General features: G+C 40.0%; 14 protein-coding genes and 1 pseudogene. 8 read left to right on the forward strand and 7 right to left on the reverse strand.

Annotated elements, in window-relative coordinates:
• Positions 1-174: 174 nt before the first annotated feature.
• On the reverse strand, positions 175-2208 hold the full coding sequence (gene ligA, locus H6G08_RS30775) for an NAD-dependent DNA ligase LigA (RefSeq protein ID WP_190550101.1): 2034 nt from the start codon (positions 2206-2208) through the stop codon (positions 175-177).
• Between the two features lie 145 nt (positions 2209-2353).
• Between ligA and H6G08_RS30780 the strand changes: the two genes are divergently transcribed.
• Both H6G08_RS30780 and H6G08_RS30785 read left to right on the forward strand, forming a co-directional pair.
• Positions 2354-3328: a glycerophosphodiester phosphodiesterase gene (locus H6G08_RS30780; RefSeq protein WP_190550103.1), complete on the forward strand. Its 975-nt coding sequence runs from the start codon at positions 2354-2356 to the stop codon at positions 3326-3328.
• A 115-nt stretch (positions 3329-3443) separates the two neighbouring features.
• The gene (locus H6G08_RS30785; RefSeq protein WP_190550105.1) at positions 3444-4247 is read left to right on the forward strand and encodes an OST-HTH/LOTUS domain-containing protein; all 804 of its coding nucleotides are present in this window, start codon (positions 3444-3446) and stop codon (positions 4245-4247) included.
• Between the two features lie 91 nt (positions 4248-4338).
• Here the strand turns inward: H6G08_RS30785 and H6G08_RS30790 are convergent, their stop codons facing one another.
• Complete coding sequence (locus H6G08_RS30790) at positions 4339-5301, reverse strand: aldo/keto reductase (RefSeq protein ID WP_190550107.1); 963 nt, start codon at positions 5299-5301, stop codon at positions 4339-4341.
• A 329-nt stretch (positions 5302-5630) separates the two neighbouring features.
• Between H6G08_RS30790 and H6G08_RS30795 the strand changes: the two genes are divergently transcribed.
• Positions 5631-7451, forward strand: coding sequence for a tetratricopeptide repeat protein (locus H6G08_RS30795; RefSeq protein WP_190550109.1), 1821 nt, complete (start codon positions 5631-5633; stop codon positions 7449-7451).
• Positions 7452-7689: 238 nt separating this feature from the next.
• On the opposite strand, the gene H6G08_RS30800 is transcribed toward H6G08_RS30795, so the two are convergent.
• Both H6G08_RS30800 and H6G08_RS30805 read right to left on the reverse strand, forming a co-directional pair.
• Positions 7690-8082, reverse strand: coding sequence for a hypothetical protein (locus H6G08_RS30800; protein ID WP_190550111.1), 393 nt, complete (start codon positions 8080-8082; stop codon positions 7690-7692).
• A gap of 253 nt (positions 8083-8335) precedes the next feature.
• Positions 8336-9310, reverse strand: a complete 975-nt coding sequence (locus H6G08_RS30805) for a 2-hydroxyacid dehydrogenase (protein WP_190550113.1) — start codon at positions 9308-9310, stop codon at positions 8336-8338.
• 270 nt (positions 9311-9580) lie between these two features.
• Here H6G08_RS30805 and H6G08_RS30810 point away from each other — a divergent pair, with 270 nt between their 5' ends.
• Positions 9581-14902, forward strand: a complete 5322-nt coding sequence (locus H6G08_RS30810) for an nSTAND1 domain-containing NTPase (RefSeq protein WP_242046343.1) — start codon at positions 9581-9583, stop codon at positions 14900-14902.
• Between the two features lie 43 nt (positions 14903-14945).
• On the opposite strand, the gene H6G08_RS30815 is transcribed toward H6G08_RS30810, so the two are convergent.
• Positions 14946-15293 (reverse strand): ArsR/SmtB family transcription factor, encoded by a 348-nt coding sequence (locus H6G08_RS30815; RefSeq protein WP_190550115.1) that lies wholly within the window; start codon positions 15291-15293, stop codon positions 14946-14948.
• A gap of 195 nt (positions 15294-15488) precedes the next feature.
• Here H6G08_RS30815 and H6G08_RS30820 point away from each other — a divergent pair, with 195 nt between their 5' ends.
• From H6G08_RS30820 to H6G08_RS30835, 4 genes and pseudogenes are all read left to right on the forward strand, one after another.
• Positions 15489-16229: a dienelactone hydrolase family protein gene (locus tag H6G08_RS30820; RefSeq protein ID WP_190550117.1), complete on the forward strand. Its 741-nt coding sequence runs from the start codon at positions 15489-15491 to the stop codon at positions 16227-16229.
• Positions 16230-16436: 207 nt separating this feature from the next.
• Positions 16437-16907, forward strand: coding sequence for a DUF1499 domain-containing protein (locus H6G08_RS30825; RefSeq protein ID WP_190550119.1), 471 nt, complete (start codon positions 16437-16439; stop codon positions 16905-16907).
• 305 nt (positions 16908-17212) lie between these two features.
• Positions 17213-18055, forward strand: a complete 843-nt coding sequence (locus H6G08_RS30830; RefSeq protein ID WP_190550121.1) for a phytanoyl-CoA dioxygenase family protein — start codon at positions 17213-17215, stop codon at positions 18053-18055.
• 422 nt (positions 18056-18477) lie between these two features.
• Positions 18478-18771: pseudogene (locus tag H6G08_RS30835) on the forward strand (two-partner secretion domain-containing protein); the annotation flags it as partial.
• 40 nt (positions 18772-18811) lie between these two features.
• Here the strand turns inward: H6G08_RS30835 and H6G08_RS30840 are convergent.
• Together H6G08_RS30840 and H6G08_RS30845 are read right to left on the reverse strand one after the other, a co-directional pair.
• Positions 18812-19195 carry a response regulator gene (locus tag H6G08_RS30840; protein WP_190550123.1) on the reverse strand — a complete coding sequence of 128 codons (384 nt, stop codon included), beginning with the start codon at positions 19193-19195 and terminating at the stop codon, positions 18812-18814.
• On the reverse strand, positions 19192-22362 hold the full coding sequence (locus tag H6G08_RS30845; protein ID WP_190550125.1) for a PAS domain S-box protein: 3171 nt from the start codon (positions 22360-22362) through the stop codon (positions 19192-19194). Before H6G08_RS30845 ends, H6G08_RS30840 begins: the two co-directional genes overlap by 4 nt.
• Positions 22363-22371: the final 9 nt, after the last annotated feature.

Genomic DNA, 22371 nt, shown 5'->3' on the forward strand with positions numbered 1-22371 from the left:
CAGTCAACAGTCAACAGTCAACAGTCAACAGTCAACAGTCAACAGTCAACAGTCAACAGTCAACAGTCAACAGTCAACAGTCAACAGTCAACAGTCAACAGTCAACATTCAACAGTCAACAGTCAACAGTCAACATTCAACAGTCAACAGTCAACAGTCAACAGTCAAAAATGACTACTCTTCTAACATCGCCAAAAACTGTGCTTCTGTTAATTGGGGAATTCCCAAGGATTCGGCTTTGGCTAATTTGGAACCCGCATCTTCACCTACAAGTAAGTAATCTGTTTTTTTACTGACTGAATCTGTTACCTTACCGCCGGCTTTTTGAATTAAAGTTTTGGCTTCATCACGCTTTAAAGTGGGTAATGTTCCTGTGACAACAAAGGTTTTACCGGCTAATGTTTGCTTACCTTCAGTTATTGTAGTTTCTTGAGTAGTTTCTAACTGTAATCCTGCGGTTTGTAAGCGAGAAATTAATGTTTGATTGGCTGCAATTTGAAACCATTGATGTACAGATTCGGCAATTTCGTCGCCAATTCCGTAAATAAGCGCAATATCTGACTGTTTAGCTTGAGCTAATTTATCTACAGAGTTAAATTTTTCTGTTAATAATTGGGCGTTGACGCTACCAACATGACGGATACCTAAACCATATAATACTCGCGACCAAGGTTGATTTTTTGATTGCGCGATCGCATCAATTAATTTCTGTGCCGATTTTTGTCCCATTCGTTCTAAACTACATAACTGGGCTTCGGTGAGGTTGTATAAATCAGCGACGGAATGCACTAAACCTTTATCTACGAGTTGATGTACTAGTTTTTCCCCCATTCCTTTAATATCTAAAGCATCGCGGCTTACCCAATGTTCGATTGCACCTTTGAGAATCGCCGCACAGGAAGCGTTAACACACCTAGTAACAGCTTCACCCAATTCTCGCACCACCGGTTGTCCGCAAACGGGACAATTACTGGGCATAATAAATGGTTGTGTATTATCAGGGCGCAGTTCTTTCAGTACTCGCACTACCTCTGGAATAATCTCGCCGGCTTTGCGAACAATTACTGTATCGCCAATGCGGATATCTAATTGGGCAATGCGATCGCTATTATGCAATGTAGCTCTAGATACTGTTGTCCCGGCTAATTGTACGGGGCGCATTTCTGCCAAGGGTGTTAACGCGCCGGTTCTCCCCACATTTACAGCAATATTTTCCACGCGGGTGGGTGCTTCTTCGGCGGGATATTTCAACGCCACCGCCCAACGGGGAAATTTTTGGGTAAATCCTAGCTGTTCTTGCAGTTTAAAGGAATTGAGTTTGACGACGACTCCATCGGTCATGTAAGGTAAATTTAGCCTTTCTGTATCCCAATATTTGTAGTAATCACCTACATCCGCTAGGGAAGGACATAATTTATGGTTGGGGTTGACGCGAAAACCCATTTTTTGCAACAATTCCAAAGCCTGCCATTGAGTATTAGCAATACTGGCATCATCTCTACCAGGAATGTGCAAGGTATAAGCGAAGAAATCTAAGCGTCTGCGGGCGACAATCCGCGAATCTAATTGTCTCAGGGTACCAGCCGCAGCATTGCGGGGATTAGCGAATAATTGCTCCGAGGTTTTTTGTCTTTCTTCGTTAATTTGTTTAAATACTTCTAAGGGTAGAAACGCCTCACCTCTGACTTCTACCTTTTCTAAAGGTTCTAACCCGTCGAAATTTAAGCGCAGGGGAATGGAACGAATTGTGCGCACATTCTGGGTGATATCTTCACCTGTTACCCCATCACCCCTAGTGGCACCTCTAGTTAGTATGCCATTTTGATAGGTAAGAGCGATCGCCGAACCATCAATTTTTAGTTCTGCAACATAGTCTACTGCATCAGTTTTCGGTACTTGTCTTTGCCAACGCTGATCCCATGTTTGCAACTCGTCTAAATTAAAGGCATTTTCCAGACTATATAAGGGAATATTATGCCGCACAGATGTAAACTGGGTTGCAGGTCTTTCACCCACACGCTGAGTCGGGCTATCTGGTGTTATTAGTTCTGGATACTGGGTTTCTAGTTGTTGCAATTCTCGATATAACTGGTCATAGACTGCATCCTCCATAATCGGCGCATCTAGGACATAATAAGCATAGCTAGCTTGCTGCAATAACTGGCGTAGTTCTGCTACACGCTTGGTTTCTGGCTGACTCTGTATCATTGCCTGTTTACAAAATACTTAGCAAATAAATTTAACGATGTTTTGCTAGTATAGCGACTGACTTTGAGGTTTTGAGTATTCCTCAAAATAGAGAATTTCGTTACAAGAGTAATTTATATTATCTAAAATCAGGGCAATAAAGACAATGGAGCAATTTACCGCCTCAATTATTATTGCACACAGAGGCGCTAGTGGTTACCGTCCAGAACATACATTAGCGGCTTATGAACTAGCAATTGATTTAGGGGCTGATTATATTGAACCCGATTTAGTGGCAACTAAAGATGGTGTATTAGTTGCGCGTCACGAAAATGAAATTTCGGAAACTACCGATATAACCCAGCATCCAGAATTTGCTGAACGTCGAACTACTAAAATTATTGATGGGGAAAGTAAGACAGGCTGGTTTACAGAAGATTTTACCCTAGCAGAACTGAAAACCCTGCGGGCAAAAGAGCGTATTCCCCAAGTGCGATCGCAGAATACAATTTATGATGGATTGTTGGCAATTCCTACATTCCAAGAAATTATCGATTTAGCTAAAACTAAAAGTATTGCTGTTGGGCGGACTATTGGTATTTATCCAGAAACTAAACACCCGACTTATTTTCAATCTATCGGGTTAGCTTTAGAAGCACCTTTACTAGCAATTTTACAAGCTAACGGTTATCAAGGCGCAAATGCACCGATTTTTATTCAATCTTTTGAAGTTAGCAACCTCAAATATTTAGCGAGTAAAACTGATTTACCTTTAGTGCAATTGTTGAATAATACAGGTAAACCTTATGATTTTGTCGTTAATGCTGATGAGCGTACCTATTCAGATTTAGTCACAAAATCAGGTTTACAAGAAATTGCTGAATATGCACAAGCGATAGGAATTCATAAAAATTTGATCGTTCCTATAGATAGTAATAAAAAATTGCTGTCTTCGACATCATTAGTTAGTGATGCTCATGCAGCATCTTTACTAGTCCATGCTTGGACATTCCGCAATGAAAATTTATTTTTACCTCTCGATTTTCAAGATAATCCGCAAAAAGAGTATGAGTTATTTTTCAGTTTAGGAGTTGATGGAGTATTTAGCGATTTTCCTGATACTGCAAATTTATTGAAGTGAGAGAGTTTTTCAGAAACATTACTGATCTCTATATAAATTAATATAGTTAAAATTTTTACTTGAAGCCAACCTCTGTGATGTCAATTTATAGTAGATAGCATAATTATTAATTAATATGGAACATACAAATAAAGACTTAGTTAATCAAGTGCTAATAAAAATAGGAAGAAATGTATTGGTATTTCAGCAAATTGAAAAAGGACTGAAGCTTCTTCTCCCATATATACAACCAGATGATGCTAGACAGAGTATCAACATCTTTAGTAATTATAGAAAAGCCAACGAAAAGTCAACGCTTGGAAATCTAATCAACAATTTTATAGAGTGTTGCGATTATGATTCTGATTATTTTGTAGAAAATTTAAAAACAGTTGTTGCTAACCGTAATCAACTCATTCATCACTTTGGAGGCTTACAAGGTATGAATATCTTAGCCACTAAAGAAGGGTGTTTAAGTTGTATCAGTGAATTAGAAGTGCAATATAAAGAAGCACTATTTTTTTATAAAGACATAAATCTGTTTGTCATAGCTCTGCTTTACCATCTGCGGGAAATTTATGGCGAATCTCATTCACAACTAGATTTATTATACAAGCAACGTAGGGCGGAAGTTATCTCTGAGGTTGAATATATCAATCTCTTAGATCCATCAGATACAGGATGGGATAATACAAAAATTGTTAAATTACTACGTTTAGCTGAAATAAACACAGAAAAAATAGGTGATATGACTTTACTGTCAAGAGCGGGAGATTTTATTAAAAGTCAAGATCCTGAATGTACGCCAAAAAAGTACGGCATTAAAACCCTAAAAGGTATTTTGAAAGTTTCTGGTTTATTTGAAATTGTAGAAAGCCAAAATGAGCAGCAAAAGAGTGAATGCATTTTATATAAAAGCAAAGTTACACAAAATCCTTAAATCTAGGATATTATGCCTTAATTAATATAAAAAATAGAGCATAAGATTTTTGTGCTGTTCATAAGAATTGATGTTTACCCAATATTATCAATTAACTCCAAGCTCGATAAAATGTACTTTCTTGCCAAATATTATGAGTACGCTGTTCAATTTCTGCTAATTGCTGAATATTCAAAGGTTGATAAGAAATTGCTGCTTGCACATTCTCTTCTAACTGTTGCACGCTATCAGCCGGAATGATACAACAATGAACCCCAGACTGAGATAAAGTATAACCTAAAGCCTGCTGTATATTATTTAAACCACCTGCTTGTAATAACTTTCCATAAGCCGGAACTTTCATGGCAATTACGCCTAAATTTTGCTGCTTGGCTAATGGTAAAACTCCCTGAATAAATGAGTCTGGATGATGATTTTCTACAGCATTAATCGGGATCAGTGTTGTATGAAATGGAAAGCGGCGAATTCCTTCAGCTATGACTTTAGTATCGCGATGTCCGGTAATTCCAGCAAATCGGACAATTTTTTGCTGGATTGCTTCTTCTAAAGCTTTGATTGCACCAGATTGACTAAATATTGTCTCAATTTCTTCATGAAAAGAAACATGATGTAATTGCCATAAATCTAAATAATTTGTATTAAGACGTTTCAATGAACTTTCGAGTTCTCGCCATGCGCTGTCTCTATCTCTTTTGGCTGTTTTACTTGTTAAGAAAATCTGGCTGCGATAGGTTGGGAGTACTTTACCAAAATGAATTTCACTTGCGCCATAACTGCGCGCTGTGTCAAAATAACGAATACCAAGGGCGATCGCTTTTTCAATAATCGCTACAGCTTCACGTTCTTTATCTGATTTATCTAATGGTGTGTTTGTCCCTGCACCTCCTAACCCCAAAATCGGGACTTTTACGCCTGTAAGTCCTAAAATTCGTTCTGGCATTATTGCTGATGGTGTTCCAGAAGTATGATTTGCTAAGGTATCAGCGCCGACAATACCGCTAGCCATAGCAACAGTCGTTAGCAAGAAATTCCGCCTGGTTTTGCTGTTTTTCATATATTCTCTAGAAAAAGTATAATTAATTACATTGAGATAGATATTCTCGACTGAAATATTATGGTGAGTTCTGGCTGGATTGAGCCGCAATATACAGTTATAAGGACGGAAAATCGTTCTCAATTCATCTATCAAAGGGTGTAACCCCTCATCCCAAATCACGTTGAAAATGCTACAAGTACAACCTTGGTAGGCGAATTTATGTCGTCTATAATGAGCCTTTATTCACATCTTGCATTCTAGACAAGAAGAGACATGCTTTATGTAACTTAAGGTGTAACTTCCTATTGTTCTGGCTGACTGTGAAATTGACTATCTATATAAATTTTATGAATGCTGAAGATTTTTTGACTCAGGGTTTAAACAAAAACTTTCAAGGGGATTATCAAGGAGCGATCGCGGATTACAATCAAGCTATAGAACTGAAACCTCAGTTTGCAGAAGCTTACTATAATCGCGGGATGCTCGTTAGCAGCGAACTTCAAGATTATCACAGTGCGATCGCCGATTTTAATCGAGCTGTAGAAATTCATCCTGATTTTGCGGAAGCTTACTGCAATCGGGGAAATGTACGTTTTTTGTTACAAGATTACGAAGGCGCGATCGCCGATCATCAGCAAGCGTTAAAAATCAACGCCAATCTTGCTGAATCTTATCACAGTTTGGGTAAGGCTTATTTTGCCTTGGCAGACTACGATACAGCCTTAGAAAATTTTCATCAAGCTGTAGAAATTAATCCTGTGTTATCTACTTATATTAATGTTGATATTGCCAATGCTTTCCACAATCGCGGTGTTGCACGTTGCGATCGCGGCGATAATCAAGGAGCGATCGCCGATTTTAACCAAGCGTTACAGTTAAATTCTCACTTCGCTGCCGCTTACACCAATCGCGGTAATGTATATCATATCCTGGGTGAGTATTTGCAAGCAATCAACGACCATAACCAAGCATTGCAAATCGATGGCAATTTAGCCGAAGCTTACCACAATCGCGGCAATGCCCGTTATGCCTTAACAGATTGTCAAAGAGCAATTAAAGATTACAATCGCGCTTTAGAAATTAATCCTAATTTTGCTGGTGCTTATTATAATCGCGGATTGGTGTACGCTCACCTGGAAGATTATCAGCAAGCGATCGCGGATTTCAATCGCGCTATCGAACTCAATCCTGATGATGTCCAAGCATATTACGAACGGGGTTTGGTACGCAGTGCTTTAGGCGATTATCAAGGAGCGATTAGCGACTATAACCACGCATTGCAAGAGAATCCCACCTTAGATTTAGTATACGGCTTAAGAGCTAATGTGCGTCGTCAATTAGGAGAATATCAAGAAGCAATTAAAGATAGTACAAAACTGTTGCAACTTAATCCTCTCATGGCTGAGGGATATTGCGATCGCGCTGCGGCGAGACGCAGTTTAGGCGATTATCAAGGGGCAATCAAAGATTATGATTGGGCGTTGATGTTTAATGCCAACTTAGCTACAGCTTACTATGGGCGGGGGATAGTTCGGGAAGCTTTGCAAGATTACCAAGGCGCAATTAACGATAATACCCAAGCCATCGAAATTGCTCCAGACTTTTCCCAAGCTTATTGTAACCGGGGTAACGTCCGCCGCCAAATTGGGGATGAACAAGGAGCGATCGCAGATTATGACCAAGCTATTGCACTAAATCCCCAATTAGTGGAAGCTTATTATAATCGCGGTTCTTTGCTTTATGCGATGGAAGATTATGAAGGCGCGATTGACGATTATACCCAAGCCTTAAAGCTAAATCCTCATTCAGCTGCATTTTATAGCGATCGCGGTAATGCGCGTTATGCTTTAGAAGATTATGAAGGGGCAATTGCAGATTATAATCAAGCGATCGCTATTGAGCCTAGTTTTGCTGAAGATTGGTTTAATCGTGGGCGTAGTCATTCATGGCTAGGCGATTTAGAAACTGCACTTAAAGATTTAAATCAAGCCTTACAATTGCAACCCCATTGGACAGAAGCTTATTTAGTACGTGCTGATGTTTACCGTAATTTAGGGGATTATGAAAAAGCGATAGCCGACTTCCAAGAATCTGCTGATTTATTCCATAAAGATGGTAATTTACAGTACTACCGCGAAATTCTCAATTTAATTGCTGAATTAGAATAAGAAGTTGATGGGTTGCTAGATACCCCTTCCAGAAATCTACGGTGTACACATAAGTATTAACGCCTGAGCCAGTATCGTTTTGATCCCCCCTAACCCCCCTTAAAAAAGGGGGGAACTAGAATTAAAGTCCCCCTTTTTAAGGGGAGCCACTGCATTGGGGGGGTTTCCCGACTTGTAGCAAGTGGCGTGGATTTAGGGGGATCTAACCATCCCTGTGGTACATTCCCTGGCGATATATTCACACTTCATTCTTCAGCAGCGCCGATTTTGCCTTTGCTTTTTTGATTCTAGTAGCTCTAGCTTTACGAATGCGATCGCTTTTCCGCACCCCACCTGCTATTTTATATTCGGAACTGTCGTTACCGTATCTACAAGCCACACCTAACAGTATTCTCTGAGACAGCTGATTTAAAGATTTTTCCATCACATTAAGTTCAGTTGTGCTGGTATCAACTACTTCCAAAGCTTGATTATGAGCATCTAATTTCTGGCTTAATGTCTCAATTAGCTGCATCATCTTTTGTAAATCGCAAGCATCGCCAAAACTTATATTTGGATCGATAGCTTGTAATCCCATAGCTCGCGCTTTCGCTTTTTCGAGAATCCGCGATGTTAATTTTTGACGCGCCATAGATACAATCCTGTATAAAGTTCTACAGCTAGCTTGCCTTAATCAATCTTTATTTTGGTTCAGCATAATTCCCAGAATATTGTATGGTTAGCAACTAAATATGGGGAATATTACGTAAATCAACGTAAGTACAGCACATTTTCCGAAATCCCGCCGTCACCCTCAAGGGTGCGGCTAATTGAACATAGAGGCGGAGCGCCTACCCTGCGGGCGTTATTTCGGGTAAAGGCGAGAATTGTGATAAAATCAGAAATTAACTGTAAACTTGTGGATTCACACAATGAGGAAGACGATCGCCTTTTAACCCAGCAATCAAATTTGCGATCGCCATTTCTGCCATTTTTTTTCTTGTTTGCTGACTAGCGCTGCCAATGTGCGGTGTAATTATTAAGTTATCTAAACTCAACAACAGACTATCCATTGGTAGGGGTTCGATTTCCGTCACATCCAAAGCGGCTGCGGCTATTTGTTTTTGCGACAATGCCCGATACAATGCATTTTCATCGATAATCGTACCTCTAGCGGTATTAATTAAGATAGCTGAAGGTTTCATTAATGCAAATTCGCGATCGCTCAACAAATGATAGGTGTCTTCACTGCCTGGTGTATGAATTGAGATAAAATCAGATTCTTGCAGCAATTTTTCCAAACTAACAAATTCTGCATTCAGTAATTTCTCGACTTCTGGCGCGCATCTTTGTCTATTTGTATACAAAATTTTCATTTCAAAACCTTGGGCACGACGAGCAACAGCTTGTCCAATGCGCCCTAATCCGATAATCCCTAAAGTAGCGCCTGCTACATCCGGGCCTAATAATAAATCTGGTTCCCAAGTCTTCCACAAACCCGCGCGAGTAAACTTATCTGCTTCCACCACTCGCCTAGCTGCGCTCATAATTAGCGCCCAGGTTAAATCTGCGGTAGCATTGGTTAAAATACCAGGCGTATGACCAACAGGAATTTTTTTAGCTGTAGCTGCGGCAATATCGATGTTATCGTAACCCACCGCCATCTGACTAATAACTTTGAGAGAAGAAGCGGCGATTAATTCACAGTCAATTTTGTCAGTCAACAGACACAATAATCCATCAACCGCCTGAGCTTTAGCCAGCAGAATATCATATGGTGGTGGTTGACGTTCCATCCATACTTCCACATTTGCGATTGTTTGTAGTTGTTCTAAACTAGCAGGTAAGCGGCGCGTGATAAAGACATGAGGTAAAGACATATATATTTAATATGCGAACACAACGGAAGGGGGCAAGGGAGACAAGGAGGACAGGTATTTGTGAATAATTGAGGATTGCTATAGTAGTTAATTTATCTGTTGAGGAAAATTCTGCATAAAGCGATCGCAATCCACCTATATGAAATCATAAAAGTAAAGAACATTCTTGAAGTTGACCGTTGACTGTTGACCGTTGACTGTTGACCGTTGACTGTTGACCATTGACTCTTGACCAATGCCCAATGCCCCATGCCCCATGCCCCATAACTTATGTGCCCACGCGGAGTAACAACCAGTAGCTCGACTCAAGCAAAGCAAACAATTGTCCCGAAATTGTGGTTATTACTGGTGGGTGTGAATCAATATCAAGATGCGGAACTTCCTTCTCTACGTTACTCTGCAGTTGATTGTCAGGTACTTGCTGAAGCTTTAGCAGTTGCAACCAAGGAGCAATTTCCCCAAAAAGAGGTAAAGATTTATCACGACTTTGCCCAAAAATTGCCACTATTATCCACAGTGAGAACAAGTTTACAGGAAATTGCGGCTAATGTGCAAGCAATTGACACAGTTTTATTTTATTTTTCTGGTCATGGGATATTACAACCAAATACTCAAGAAGCATTTTTGTGTTTGGCAGATACCCAAAAAGATAATCTAGAACAAACTGGTTTACCTGTTAAAGAACTTTTGGCACAGTTAAGCAAAAGCGGCGCACAAAATCAATTAGTTTGGTTAGATGCTTGTCATAGTGGCGGAATGACACTCCGGGGAGTTGGCGAAACTTTATTAAATCCTACGCCGCAATTAGTAGAGGTTTTGCAACGCAATGCGGGTAAAAGTCAGGGTTTTTATGCTTTACTTTCCTGTGATGTGAATCAACTATCTTGGGAATTTCCTGAATTAGGACATGGCGTATTTACTTATTTTTTAACGCGGGGTTTATATGGAGATGCTGCTGATGCTCAAGGCGTAATTTTTGCGGATGGGCTGTATCGCTATGTTTATCACCAGACTTTACAATATATAGATAAAACCAATCAACAATTACGCTTAATTAACCAGCAAAAACGCGGCAAGGGAGACACAGAACTGAAGCGCGAATATCCCTTGCAAACGCCTAAGCGGATTGTCGAAGGAGTGGGAGAATTAATACTAGGTAAAATTCCCGTGATCGCTGAATCGAATTCTGTCAGACTAGCATTAGTAATTGAGGGATTCATCGGTTCTCAAGGCACGCGTGATTTTAGTAAGATATTAGTTGATACTGGCGATTTTGAATTGGAATATTTGCTGCGTTCAGGAGAAACAACTGGTAAAGATATTCGCCATGCAATTCAACAAGCTTTAGGTGTCTATTATCGCCAAGTAGAAAATGATGGCAAGACAAGGGGAGATGGAGAAAAGCCTGTATTCGCTCATCATCATGATGATGCATTTCCTCAACCTGTCTTGGATTTGCGGGAAACCTCACAGCTAAATTCAGAAGTTTATTTGCATAATTCCCCGCATCCTCTACCAGAAGCTGCAACTATATTATTATATCTAAGGGGAAGATTAGAAGAAACTCCCACCGGAGAAGCTGCATTATTAATAGCAGATGATATTTGGCTGAGTCGTTCTTGGTTAAAACAACAATTACGCCGTTCTCAAATAAACCAACAGATTATAATTTTAGATTTTCCTGTAGTAGCGACTAATGTATCTTCCCTGCAAGAATGGGTAGAGGATTTGCGCCTAGAATCGGAGAAAGGACAATGTATTATTGCGGGTACTTCGCCAAAAGACAATCCTGAATTTTTCGCCCAAACATTAATTGCAACTTTAAAAGCTGCTAATCAACAAGCTGGTTTATCTGTAGCAGGTTGGATTACCCAATTACAAGTGCAATTAGCAGCACAAACACAACGCCATCCATTTTTACCCTTGCATTTTTGGTTATCAGGAACTCAAGGCGTAATTGAAATTATCCCCGCAACAACTGGCGCACGCAGTCAGAAAAAATCGGCTTTAGATTTAAGAATTTGTCCTTACCGAGGATTAAAAGCTTTTGCGGCAGAAGATGCACAATATTTTTTCGGACGAGAATCTTTAACTCAGCATTTAATTAGTCAAATTGCTCATAAATCTTTCTTAGCTGTAGTCGGTGCTTCTGGTAGTGGTAAATCTTCCGTCGTGCAAGCAGGATTAATTGCTCAATTACGTCCGGGAAAACAATTACCTGGAAGTGATTCTTGGTTAATTAAAAGTATGCGTCCCGGTGCGCGTCCTTTGGCAGAGTTGGCGAGGCGGTTGGGAGAAGGGAGACAGGGGGGACAAGGGGGACAAGGAGGACAAGGAGGACAAGGGGGTTTGTCTTCATCGTCGCAGCTGGTGTTGGAGGGAATGCTTTATCAGGGGGTGGAAGGCTTTGTTTATTGGTTGCGGAGTCGTCCTGAGTCTGTGGTAGTGTTGGTGGTGGATCAGTTTGAGGAGTTGTTTACCCTTGCGCCTGGTGAAGATAGACAGCGATTTTTAGAGTTGCTGCTGGGTGCAATGGAATATGCGGCTGATAAGTTTAAATTAGTAATTACTTTACGCGCTGATTTTATCGCTGCTTGTTTAGAAGTTCCAGCGCTGGCGAGTTTATTACAAGAATCTAGTATATTGGTTCCGCCGAATTTGAGCGATCGCGATTATCGTCGTGTCATTATTAATCCAGCAGAACAAGTCAGCTTAAAAGTAGAGTCAGAACTAGTGGAAGTTCTGTTACAGGAATTAAACCACTCCGCTGGCGATTTACCACTGTTAGAATTTGTTCTAGAACAGTTGTGGGAATTCCGCCAAGATGGAAAACTGACTCTCGCAGCTTATCAGCAACAGGTAGGTGGAATTAAAGGTGCGTTAGAAAGAAAGGCGCAAGCTGTTTACGAAAGTTTAGATTCTCCAGCGCAAGATTGTGCTAGATGGATTTTCCTCTCTCTCACCCAATTAGGGGAAGGTACAGAAGATACCCGACGCAGAATATGGAAATCAGAGTTAGTGGTGCAAAAATACCCCGTCGCTTTGGTGGAAAGAACTCTGCAAGTATTAACTGCGGCTAAGTTAGTCGTGGTGAATGTGGATGATGAGGTTGTGAGTCGAGGAAATAAGGGAGATAAAGGCGAAGCTGTAATTGCTTCTCTACCTGCCTCATCTGTCACAATAGAAGTAGCTCATGAAATTTTGATTCGTCATTGGTCAACTTTGCGCTGGTGGTTAGAGGAAAATCGTAGTAGATTGCGATCGCAGCGTCAAATTGAACAAGCTGCAGCTTTATGGAAACATAATCAGGAGCAAACTGATTTTTTGTTGCAAGGTATCCGGTTAGCTGAGGCGGAAGAAATTTATATTAAATATACCGATGAATTATCTGAAGATGTACAAAGTTTTATTGCAGCTTGTTTAGCCGAAAGAAAACGCCAGCAATTTGCGCAAAAAAAGCGTCTGCGTCAAGCGCAAAGAGCAATTATTGTGATTAGTGTGTTGGGTATTGCGGCTAGTGGGTTTGGGGTTTTCGCTTATTTGCAAAAACAAGCAGCACAATTAAGGGAAATTTCTGCTTTAAATGCTTCGTCGGAAGCTTTACTATTATCCAATCAGCAATTAGAAGCTTTAATTGCTGGTGTAAAATCTGGGAGAGAAGTTAAACAAGTATCTACAGCAAATAAAGAAATTCAATTAACAACCATTGCGACGCTTGAGCAAGCTGTCAGCCAATCTCAAGAAATCAACCGTTTACAAGAACACAGCCAACAAGTTAACGCCGTAAGTTTCAGTCATGATGGTAAAATAATCGCCTCTGCTAGCGATGACGGGACAATTAAACTTTGGCGCGCAGATGGTAAAATTCTCAAGACGATTACAGATAATCAAAGAGTTACATCTTTAGTTTTCAGTCACGACAATAAATTAATTGCTGCCAGTACGGGTAAATCTATCAAACTATATAATATAGATGGAAAAATCATCAAAGCTTTCACAGAACATACTGATATTATCAACAGCGTTGATTTTAGTCCCGATGGTAAAACGCTTGTATCTGCTAGCCGAGATAAAACTATAAAACTTTGGCGAACTGACGGAACTTTACTGAATACATGGACTGCTCATAATGGTTGGGTGAATACTATTAGCTTTAGTCCAGACGCTCAAATTATTGTTTCTGGTGGCGAAGATAATTTAGTCAAGCTGTGGCGCTTTAATGATGGGAAACTGCTGCAAACGCTGTCAGGACATAAAGAACGCATTACCTCTGTAAAATTTAGCCCAGATGGAAAAATTATCGCTTCCGCTAGTGGCGATAAAACTATCAATTTATGGAATCGTCAAGGCAAAATTTTACAAACCCTTGAAGGACACACAAACCAAATCAATAGTATCAGCTTTAGCCCAAATAGTAAAATGCTAGCTACTGCCGATGATGACGCAGTAATTAAAATTTGGCAGAATCAAAATCCATCCCAAATTGAATATATCCTCAGCCAAACTTTAAAAGGACATGGTGGTGTAATTAATAGTCTTAGTTTCAGCCAAGATGGAAAAATGATTGCTTCTGCTAGCGCTGATAAAACTGTCAGACTTTGGGAAGTAAATAATGTAGGAAATACTTTAGATAAAGGTAAGTTTTACAGTGCCAATTTTAGCCATGATAACCAAATGTTTGCGTCTGCTGGATGGGATGGAATCATCAAAATCTGGAATAAAGATGGAAAATTAATTAAATCTATATCTGGAAATAAACAGCCAATTTATGCTGTAGACTTTAGCCCAGATAATAAAATTATCGCTGCTGCCAGTGACGATAAAACAATTAAATTATGGAATATAGCCAATAATTCTCTACTTCATACCCTCACAGGAAATCTTGAGCGAGTAACCAGCATCAGTTTTAGCCCAAATGGTAAAATGTTTGCTGCTGGTAGCGCCGATAAAACTATTAAGATATGGCAACTTGCAGATAAAAAATTACTTCACACATTAACAGGACATACAGACGCAATTAGCAGTATCACTTTTAGTAATGATGGTAAACTGCTAGCTTCTGGTAGTTACGATCATACGGTAAAACTTTGGCGCATTGATGGTAGCTTTGTCACAACTTTACAGGGAAATGGACTAGCGATCGCATCTGTGAAATTCAGTCCCGATAACACCATCCTCGCTGCTGCTAGTTTAGACAATAGCATCAAACTGTGGAACGTCGCCAACGGAACTTTAATCCACACCCTCACCGGACATTCCAGTGGTGTCACCAGCTTGAGTTTTCTCCCCCATAGTCAAATAATCGCCTCTGGTAGCGTTGATGGTACGATTAAGCTGTGGAATATCCGCGATGCCTACGGCGGTAAACTACGCACTTTACTCAAAACTCTAGTCGGTCACCCTGGTAAAATTAATAGCATCAGCTTTAGTCCCGATGGTAATACCCTAATTAGCGCAGGTGAGGATAGCGGGTTAAAACTGTGGAATTTGAATTTAGCTGACTTACGCCAATACAGTTGCTTGCGTATCAAAAATTACCTAAAAAATAATCCCAATGTCAACGAGAGCGATCGCCATCTCTGCGATAATTAAAATAACTCGTAATGACTAATGACTAATGACCAATGACTAATGACTAATGACTAATTCTTAAAGCATCTAACTGTTTCAATTGCTGTGACTGTTCTTCCAAACGAATCGAAAGACGCGCACACACTAATTCGCATATCTCAAAAATTAACGAATCGGTAATTTCATAAAACACACTCACCCCTTGCGGTTGACGCTTAATCATCCCCGCTTTGGTGAGAATTTGCAGATGCTTGGAAACATTAGCTTGTCCCAATCCCGTAATTTTCATGATTTCTGTGACATTTTTGCTACCTGACCGCAAAGAACATAAAACTTGCAATCTGCTAATTTCCGATAACACTTTAAAATAATCAGCAATTTGCCCTAGAGCAGCAGGTGAATTTTCTAACATAAACATTCGCTAATTTATATATATATTTATTATATTACTATATGGTAGTATAATCTATTTTCTGCAACAGAGGCGTTGCATAATTGGGGAATGTAATTCATTTACCTGAAAATCGCGCTCAAATTGTTCCACTATTAGTCTTTGGTTCTGGGAAAACAGAAGAAATTACAGCAAACAGGACGCGGAGATAAAAAAGTGCAAATTACTAAGCGCAATATCGAATTAAGAGTAAATGACAGTTTAATGCGTGTTTATGTAGCAGCACCTAAACCAGCAGGACATTATCCAGGTATTGTATTTTACAGTGATATTTATCAACTAGGTAGTCCCATCGTTCGCTTGGCGAACTACTTAGCAGGATTTGGCTATGTAGTAGCAGCACCGGAAATTTTTCATCGCCTAGAGTTAATTGGTACGGTGATAGAACCCGATGATTTAGGAAGAATGCGGGGAAATGATGATGCACGCCGAACTGCGATCGCGGATTATGATGCTGATTGTCGAGCAGTAATTGAATGGCTCAAAACCGATAGTGCTGTTGCTCCTGGTAAAATAGGTACCCTTGGCTTTTGTATTGGCGGACATTTAGCTTTTCGTGCTGCATTTCAACCGGAAATTACAGCTGCTGTCTGCTGCTATCCTACAGGCATTCCCAGTGGTAAATTAGGTCAGGGCGTAGCCGATACAATCCAGCGTTTTAGTGAAATTAACGGCGAAATGCTTTTGGTATTTGGGACTCTCGATCCGCATATCCCAGAACCAGATAGACATAGGATAATTACAACCCTAGAAAATGCCAAAATCCCCCACAAAGTTCTAAATTATGAAGCAGAACATACATTTATGCGCGATGATGGTTATCGCTACGATGCGGTAGCTGCTACCTCAGCTTGGGCGGAAATTATCGCGTTTTTAGGCAATATGTTTGCCAAGTGAGGAAAATTCACCGAATTTAAGATTTTCTCAAGGTAATAGCAACTCACAGAAAACAACCAAAATAACCGAGAATAATTGATACCAATTTCAAAAGACAATGCGATAAATACACAAGCCTAAACCCTTGTCTTGTCCGCATTCTTAATTTTGAATTTTGAATTTTGAATTGGTATGAGTGCTATTCCACCCTTGAGGAGTAAATTTATCATGTCCGGTCTACTAAGAGCGTTTGTTCCCAAACTTTTGTTCAGTATAACTTTGGCAATATTTTTAACTCTGACTACTAATCCAGCTTTTGCTGCTAGCTTGGGATTAAATAATGGTTATCTTAGCTCCTGTCCGGCTTCAGATAACTGTGTTGTCAGTCAAGATGCTGATGCTAAACACGCCATTAAACCGATTCCTTACCATGTAGATCGCAATGTAGCTAAAGAGACTTTACTTAAAGTACTCACCGTAGTTCCCCGTACAGAAGTTATAGAACAAACAGAGAATTACATTCATGCTCTATCTAAAAGCCGCATCTTCAAATTTGTTGATGATGTGGAGTTTTATTTTCCTGCTGATGAATCTGTAATTCACGTGCGCTCGGCTTCACGGGTGGGAGAGTCGGATCTTGGCGTTAATCGCAGACGGATAGAGCAAATTCGCCTCGCTTTGCAAGATTTAAAAATTTAGATTATTCTCCAAGGAACTTCCGTGTAAAACCATCGCGCACAATGGATTGTGCAACTTAAAAGCAGAATAGCTTAGTGCTTCGTTTCATTAGTTGTGAGACGTTGGTGCTAGCTCAGATCCCCGACTTCTTATAGAAGTCGGGGATCTAGCAAACCAGGATAATTAATGACATAAACCACTAGTACAACACGGCGTAAATCAAGCTACCATTTCATACAGTCATAAGCCTTGATGTATTAACCTTTTGACTTTTGACTTCCGCGTAGCGGTACTAGTTTCTGCTTTATACATTCTGGTAAAGAAAAATGTCTGAATATCTAGCCAATCGTCAGCCAACCACAGAACAACTTCATGAATGGATTGATTATTTTCATACTAATGGCTTTCTGGTAATTAACAATGTGTTAACACCAGAACAATGTCAGCTATTAAGAAACGATTTAGACGAAGCTCTCAAGCAAACTGAAGGTGAAAATTATCAGAAATCCAAAAGAATTATGAAAAGAATGTTTGAGCATTCTCAGCATAATTTAAATCTTTTTGCTTTAGAGCCAATCGTCACCTTTGCCGAACATTTAATTGGAGGAGCGAATGGGGAAGGCTATTCAATAAATGATGGTATTCCTAATGCTAATGCAATTCATGTTATTCATAATAACTCATTTAAAATTCCTCCAGAAACTGACGGATTGGCTAAAAACACATGGCATCAAGACGATACACCACATGTTATCTCACTTGATGGTAAACCTTTAACTAACATTCGCTTAAATGTTTTAGCATTTACAGTGAATTACTATTTAACGGATGTATTGTTTGTCGAAAATGGCCCTACTCAGGTAATTCCCGGTTCTCATTTATTTGGTAAGTTATGCAATGGCGATATTTCCGGAAATGAAGACAAAATTTATAGCTGCTTGGGTGCAATGGGTACTGCGGTTTGCTTTAATAATCAGGTATGGCATAGAGGCTCTAGAAACTCTTCTTCTATCACTCGTTACATTACCCAAATTACCTATGCTAAGAGACTAGTTGGTCATAAATACGCACCATTTATGAATTATCAAATGCCTAGTCACTGTTATGAAGGAGCAGACCAGAGATTGAAGCAACTTTTAGGATTTTTACCCAACGGTGCTTATGGTTAAAAATAGGGGTTAGGATATAGGGGCTAGGGACTAGAGAAAAGGGATTTTTAGCAAAATTATTTAACAGCAAAAAGGCTCACAAGCTCACCGGATAGGCTCTGGATATGAATTGTGTGTGAGGCTTCTGTTAAGCTTTAGTGAAAGCATTGGCGAGATTTATGACTAGTCCCTCAAGATGGATATATTGAATCAGAGAATGGGAAGCATAACGAGAGTCAATCAGTTTTGGATTTTGGATTTACGATTTTGGATTAACCTCTCCTTATAAAGAATAGGCTTAAATATTGAAAAATTTTTGTTTTTCTTCTGGGTTAACCCAGAGGCTTGAGACCAAATATTTTAGATTTCAAATTTTCATTTAATCCAAAATCTAAAATCTAAAATCTAAAATTGCTTCGGTCAGGTAAAGAAAGCGATCGCTGATGAAAGTAGTACCGTTGCTATTGATATTAATAAGTGTGTTATTCAATCCAGAGAATATCCGAGTGGCGATCGCGCAGGTGACATCAGACGGTACTACTAACACTTTAGTTCAGCAAAGTGGTAACAATTTCACAATCATCAATGGTAGTGAAAAAGGTAATAATTTATTTCACAGCTTCAGTAATTTTTCGATTCTTCAGAATGGTTCAGCAACTTTTGACTTAATTAATACACCAAATATTAAAACTATATTTAGTCGAGTTACAGGTGGCAAAATCTCCGATATTAATGGGTTTGGGTTCAATGCAGCTAGTTGCTTGACAAATTAAATGACTATAAATTATTTTCCCAACCTAAAGTTTCCGCTACTTGATTAGAGATCGTCATCGGATTGAAAGGTTTAGCAATCACGCCAGCGACACCCATTTGGGCAAAACGACGGCGATCGCTTGGTTGTACTTTGGCAGTTAACAGCACTACAGGAATAGATTGTGTATGGGGATCGGATTGCAGCCTTTTAAACACCTCAAATCCATCCATATCCGGCATAGAAACATCTAAAATAATTGCATCCCACTTGCCAGATTGGACTACGATCAATGCTTCACTACCAGACTCAGCTGTACTGACTTCCCAGCCGGCAATTTCTTCTAAAGATACCTGAATAATCCGCCGAATATCCGGTTCATCATCAATTATTAACAGGCGTTTACTCATAATTTCCCCTGGTTCACTGGCAACGTAAAATAAAAAGTGCTTCCTGTGCCAACAACGCTTTCTACCCAAATTTGTCCGCCATGCTGCTGGACGATACTTTTACAAATTGCGAGTCCTAGTCCTGTTCCGCCTTTTTGGCGTGCATCAGAGACATCAACCTGTTGAAACCGATTAAAGATAGTTTCTAATTTATCGCTGGGAATCCCCCTACCTTGGTCTTGCACACAAAAGAGAATATAAGAATTATTATGAGCATTTTCTAACTCTGCGGTTAAGCAAACAGTGCTATTCACAGGAGAAAATTTAATGGCGTTGCTTAATAGATTAATCAGCGTTTGCACGATCGCATCTGGTGCAGCTGTCATCGTGACATTGAGGGGTTGGAATTCCAGAGTAATTACCGCTTGAGTAGCGATCGCTTCTACTGCTTCTATCGCCTGTTGCATTAAATCTGCTACTTCACAGCTTTCCATCACTAGCTGAGTTTTCCCAGATTCTAGGCGTTCTAAGTCGAGAATATCATTAACCAAACGTACTAGGCGATCGCAGTTATTCGCCGCAATTGTCAGCATTTCTTTGGCGCGTTCGGGACGCTTGTCAAAAATTCCAGTAGTTAGCATTCCCAACGCGCCATTAATCGCTGTTAACGGCGTGCGTAGTTCGTGGCTGACGACAGAGATAAACTCGTCTTTCATTTGCTCAATTTGATGGCGATCGCTAATATCTTGCACTATTCCATGCCAAGCAATCTCGCCATTTTCCCACCTTTCTGGTCGAGAATTCGCCTCAATCCATTTAATCTTACCTGAAGGGGTAATAATCCGCCATTCATGCTTGAACTGCTGCATATTTTCTATACTGTATGCCACTGCCTGCTGATAAGCCAAACGATCCTCAGGATGAATCTGGTTATAGATAATGGAAGCATCTTCCAGCGCTGATGCTACTGAGATTTCATGAATTTCCTCAAAAGCCGGACTGAGGTATTCATAACGTACCGGGCCGCTGGGATATTCGACAACTGTATAAATTATTCCTGGGGAAGCGGCTGCTAAGTGCTGGAATCTTTCTTCGCTTTGCTGTAGAGCCGTAGCAATACGCTTACTGTTTGTGATATCTGTTATCCGTACAAGATACATTGATTGTCCTGCCACTTCAATCATCTTGACTGCTAAATTGCCCCAAAAAGAATTTCCCTTTTTTGTGAGATATTCAATTTCTAGGCTCCAAAATCCCTGCTGTTCGATTTCCCTAGCAATTTCCGCTAATTCTTCCTCTGTAAATTGCCGTTTTTGCAGGATATTTCCTTGAAGTCCAATTAATTCTGCCTTACTATCTAGCTCAAACAAAGTCACAGCTCGTTGATTGCAATCGAGAATGCGTCTAGTTGGGGGTAGTTCTACCAAAAAGATAGCATCAGTGGATTCATTAAAAATGGCTTCTCGCAAGTCGCGGGCTGTTTTCAGTTCCAGTTCTACTTGTTTGCGTTCCGTGTAGTCTTTAAATACAGAGAGAATGTAACGCTTACCTTCCAAATCAATCCATTCCGAAGAAATTAAGCCTATTTTCCGTTCCCCTGATTTAGTGTGCAATTCCAACTCAAAATCCTGCACCCGTTGCTGAGTTTGTAATATATGACACATTTGTGAGATTGTCTCAGGTTTGGCAATTATTCCCAGTTCTAAAGGGGTATGGCCAATTACCTCTGCACGAGAATAGCCAGTCATTTCTAAAAAGCGATCGTTCACCTCTACATAGCAGCCTGTCTCGAAACTAATAATATGGGCAAAATCAGGCCCGTTACGGAAGATTTTGGCAAATTTATCTTCCGATTCATTCAGAGCAAGTTTAGCGCGGTCAAAAGCTTGTTTTAGGTCTTTGGCTGTCTGGTTGAATGATTGAGTAAGTAGCTTGAGTTCTGCGATCGCCATTTCTTCTGATAAAGGTTTTTGCCATTCCCCTTGGGCTAAAGCCTGACTAGCTTGACTCAAACGCACAATCGGCTTAGTAATTCTGCTCGCCGTAAATATACCAATAAATACAGTAGTAAATAATGTCAGCAAGCATAAGATATATGTATGAGCCTTACTAGCCTCCAATTCTCGCATAAAGTCAGATGCGGGAATGGCTGTCACCACTAGCCAATCCAATCCATAGCGATCGCGATAAGGAGCGATTTGTACAAACTGCTTGTGCCCATTGAGTTCTACACTCAGTTGAGTAGTGTTTTCTAGCTGACGCAAGTTACCGTATTTTTGCAGTATTTGTTGAGCGAGCGATCGCGTTTGTGCATCTTGGCTTTGGATAGCTGGTAATCTTTGCGGTTCCCCTTGATTTTTTGGTATATAAGGCAATTCTAAAGTAGAACTAGCTACCAAATTTCCAGCGCGATCGATAATTAAAGCCTTTCCCGCAGGTGCAAAATTTAACTGATTTAAAAAAGTACCAATCTCCGATAAACCAATATTGGAAACAAATAATCCTTGAAATTCGCCAACATTGTTATATACAGGAGCCATTGCTTGAATTACTAAGGTTGGTGCAATATCAGACACATAAATTGGCGACCAAACTTGTTTTTTTGCAGCTTTGCCATAACGATACCAAGCCAGCTGACGGTTATCAGAGTCTAGAGTATAAATTAACTTTTTAGGCTGTCCTTGAAAATCGACCAGATAATGTTTTCGTTTACCTAAATCAGTAGTTTTAATTTCCGCCAAAAAGACAGTACCAATTGCTAATTTCTCCCCGGTTAGACGATTGGCTATATCCACTACCTCTTGACTTTGAAGTCGTCCGTAACCAATTTCTTCTCCCCGCTCATTGACATAAGTACTGCTACCTAACAAAGGAGATAGAGTTATTTGTTGCCACAAGTAACTTTGCAATTGCGTAAAATTTCGGATATTTAATGCACCCTGCTTAACTGCTTGGGCGTTAATCGCCATTGCTCGCTGCTGAGTTTGTAAATAATTATCGAGGCGATCGCTAATTCGGTGGCTAACTTCATCCATCAACTGATTAGCCAAATTCTCCACCGCTTGCTCGCCACTACGATAAGACAGATAGCCTACTAGCCCAACTGCCCCAATAGTTTGTAATACAAAAGGAATCACCAATACCCAACGTAGGGTAATTTTCGTCAACGGCAGACGGAGAAACAGCATAGGGGCAGG

The organism is Calothrix anomala FACHB-343, from assembly GCF_014696435.1.
Classification (GTDB): Bacteria; Cyanobacteriota; Cyanobacteriia; order Cyanobacteriales; family Nostocaceae; genus Aulosira; species Aulosira anomala_A.

Excerpts from the sequence above, each read along its gene's own strand:
- H6G08_RS30825 (WP_190550119.1), top strand. The coding sequence starts at position 16,437 with ATGTCCGGTCTACTAAGAGCGTTTGTTCCCAAACTTTTGTTCAGTATA.
- H6G08_RS30790 (WP_190550107.1), bottom strand. The coding sequence starts at position 5,301 with ATGAAAAACAGCAAAACCAGGCGGAATTTCTTGCTAACGACTGTTGCT.
- H6G08_RS30840 (WP_190550123.1), bottom strand. The coding sequence starts at position 19,195 with ATGAGTAAACGCCTGTTAATAATTGATGATGAACCGGATATTCGGCGG.
- H6G08_RS30810 (WP_242046343.1), top strand. The coding sequence starts at position 9,581 with ATGTGCCCACGCGGAGTAACAACCAGTAGCTCGACTCAAGCAAAGCAA.
- H6G08_RS30845 (WP_190550125.1), bottom strand. The coding sequence starts at position 22,362 with ATGCTGTTTCTCCGTCTGCCGTTGACGAAAATTACCCTACGTTGGGTA.
- H6G08_RS30830 (WP_190550121.1), top strand. The coding sequence starts at position 17,213 with ATGTCTGAATATCTAGCCAATCGTCAGCCAACCACAGAACAACTTCAT.
- H6G08_RS30795 (WP_190550109.1), top strand. The coding sequence starts at position 5,631 with ATGAATGCTGAAGATTTTTTGACTCAGGGTTTAAACAAAAACTTTCAA.
- H6G08_RS30805 (WP_190550113.1), bottom strand. The coding sequence starts at position 9,310 with ATGTCTTTACCTCATGTCTTTATCACGCGCCGCTTACCTGCTAGTTTA.
- H6G08_RS30800 (WP_190550111.1), bottom strand. The coding sequence starts at position 8,082 with ATGGCGCGTCAAAAATTAACATCGCGGATTCTCGAAAAAGCGAAAGCG.
- H6G08_RS30815 (WP_190550115.1), bottom strand. The coding sequence starts at position 15,293 with ATGTTAGAAAATTCACCTGCTGCTCTAGGGCAAATTGCTGATTATTTT.
- H6G08_RS30785 (WP_190550105.1), top strand. The coding sequence starts at position 3,444 with ATGGAACATACAAATAAAGACTTAGTTAATCAAGTGCTAATAAAAATA.
- H6G08_RS30780 (WP_190550103.1), top strand. The coding sequence starts at position 2,354 with ATGGAGCAATTTACCGCCTCAATTATTATTGCACACAGAGGCGCTAGT.
- ligA (WP_190550101.1), bottom strand. The coding sequence starts at position 2,208 with ATGATACAGAGTCAGCCAGAAACCAAGCGTGTAGCAGAACTACGCCAG.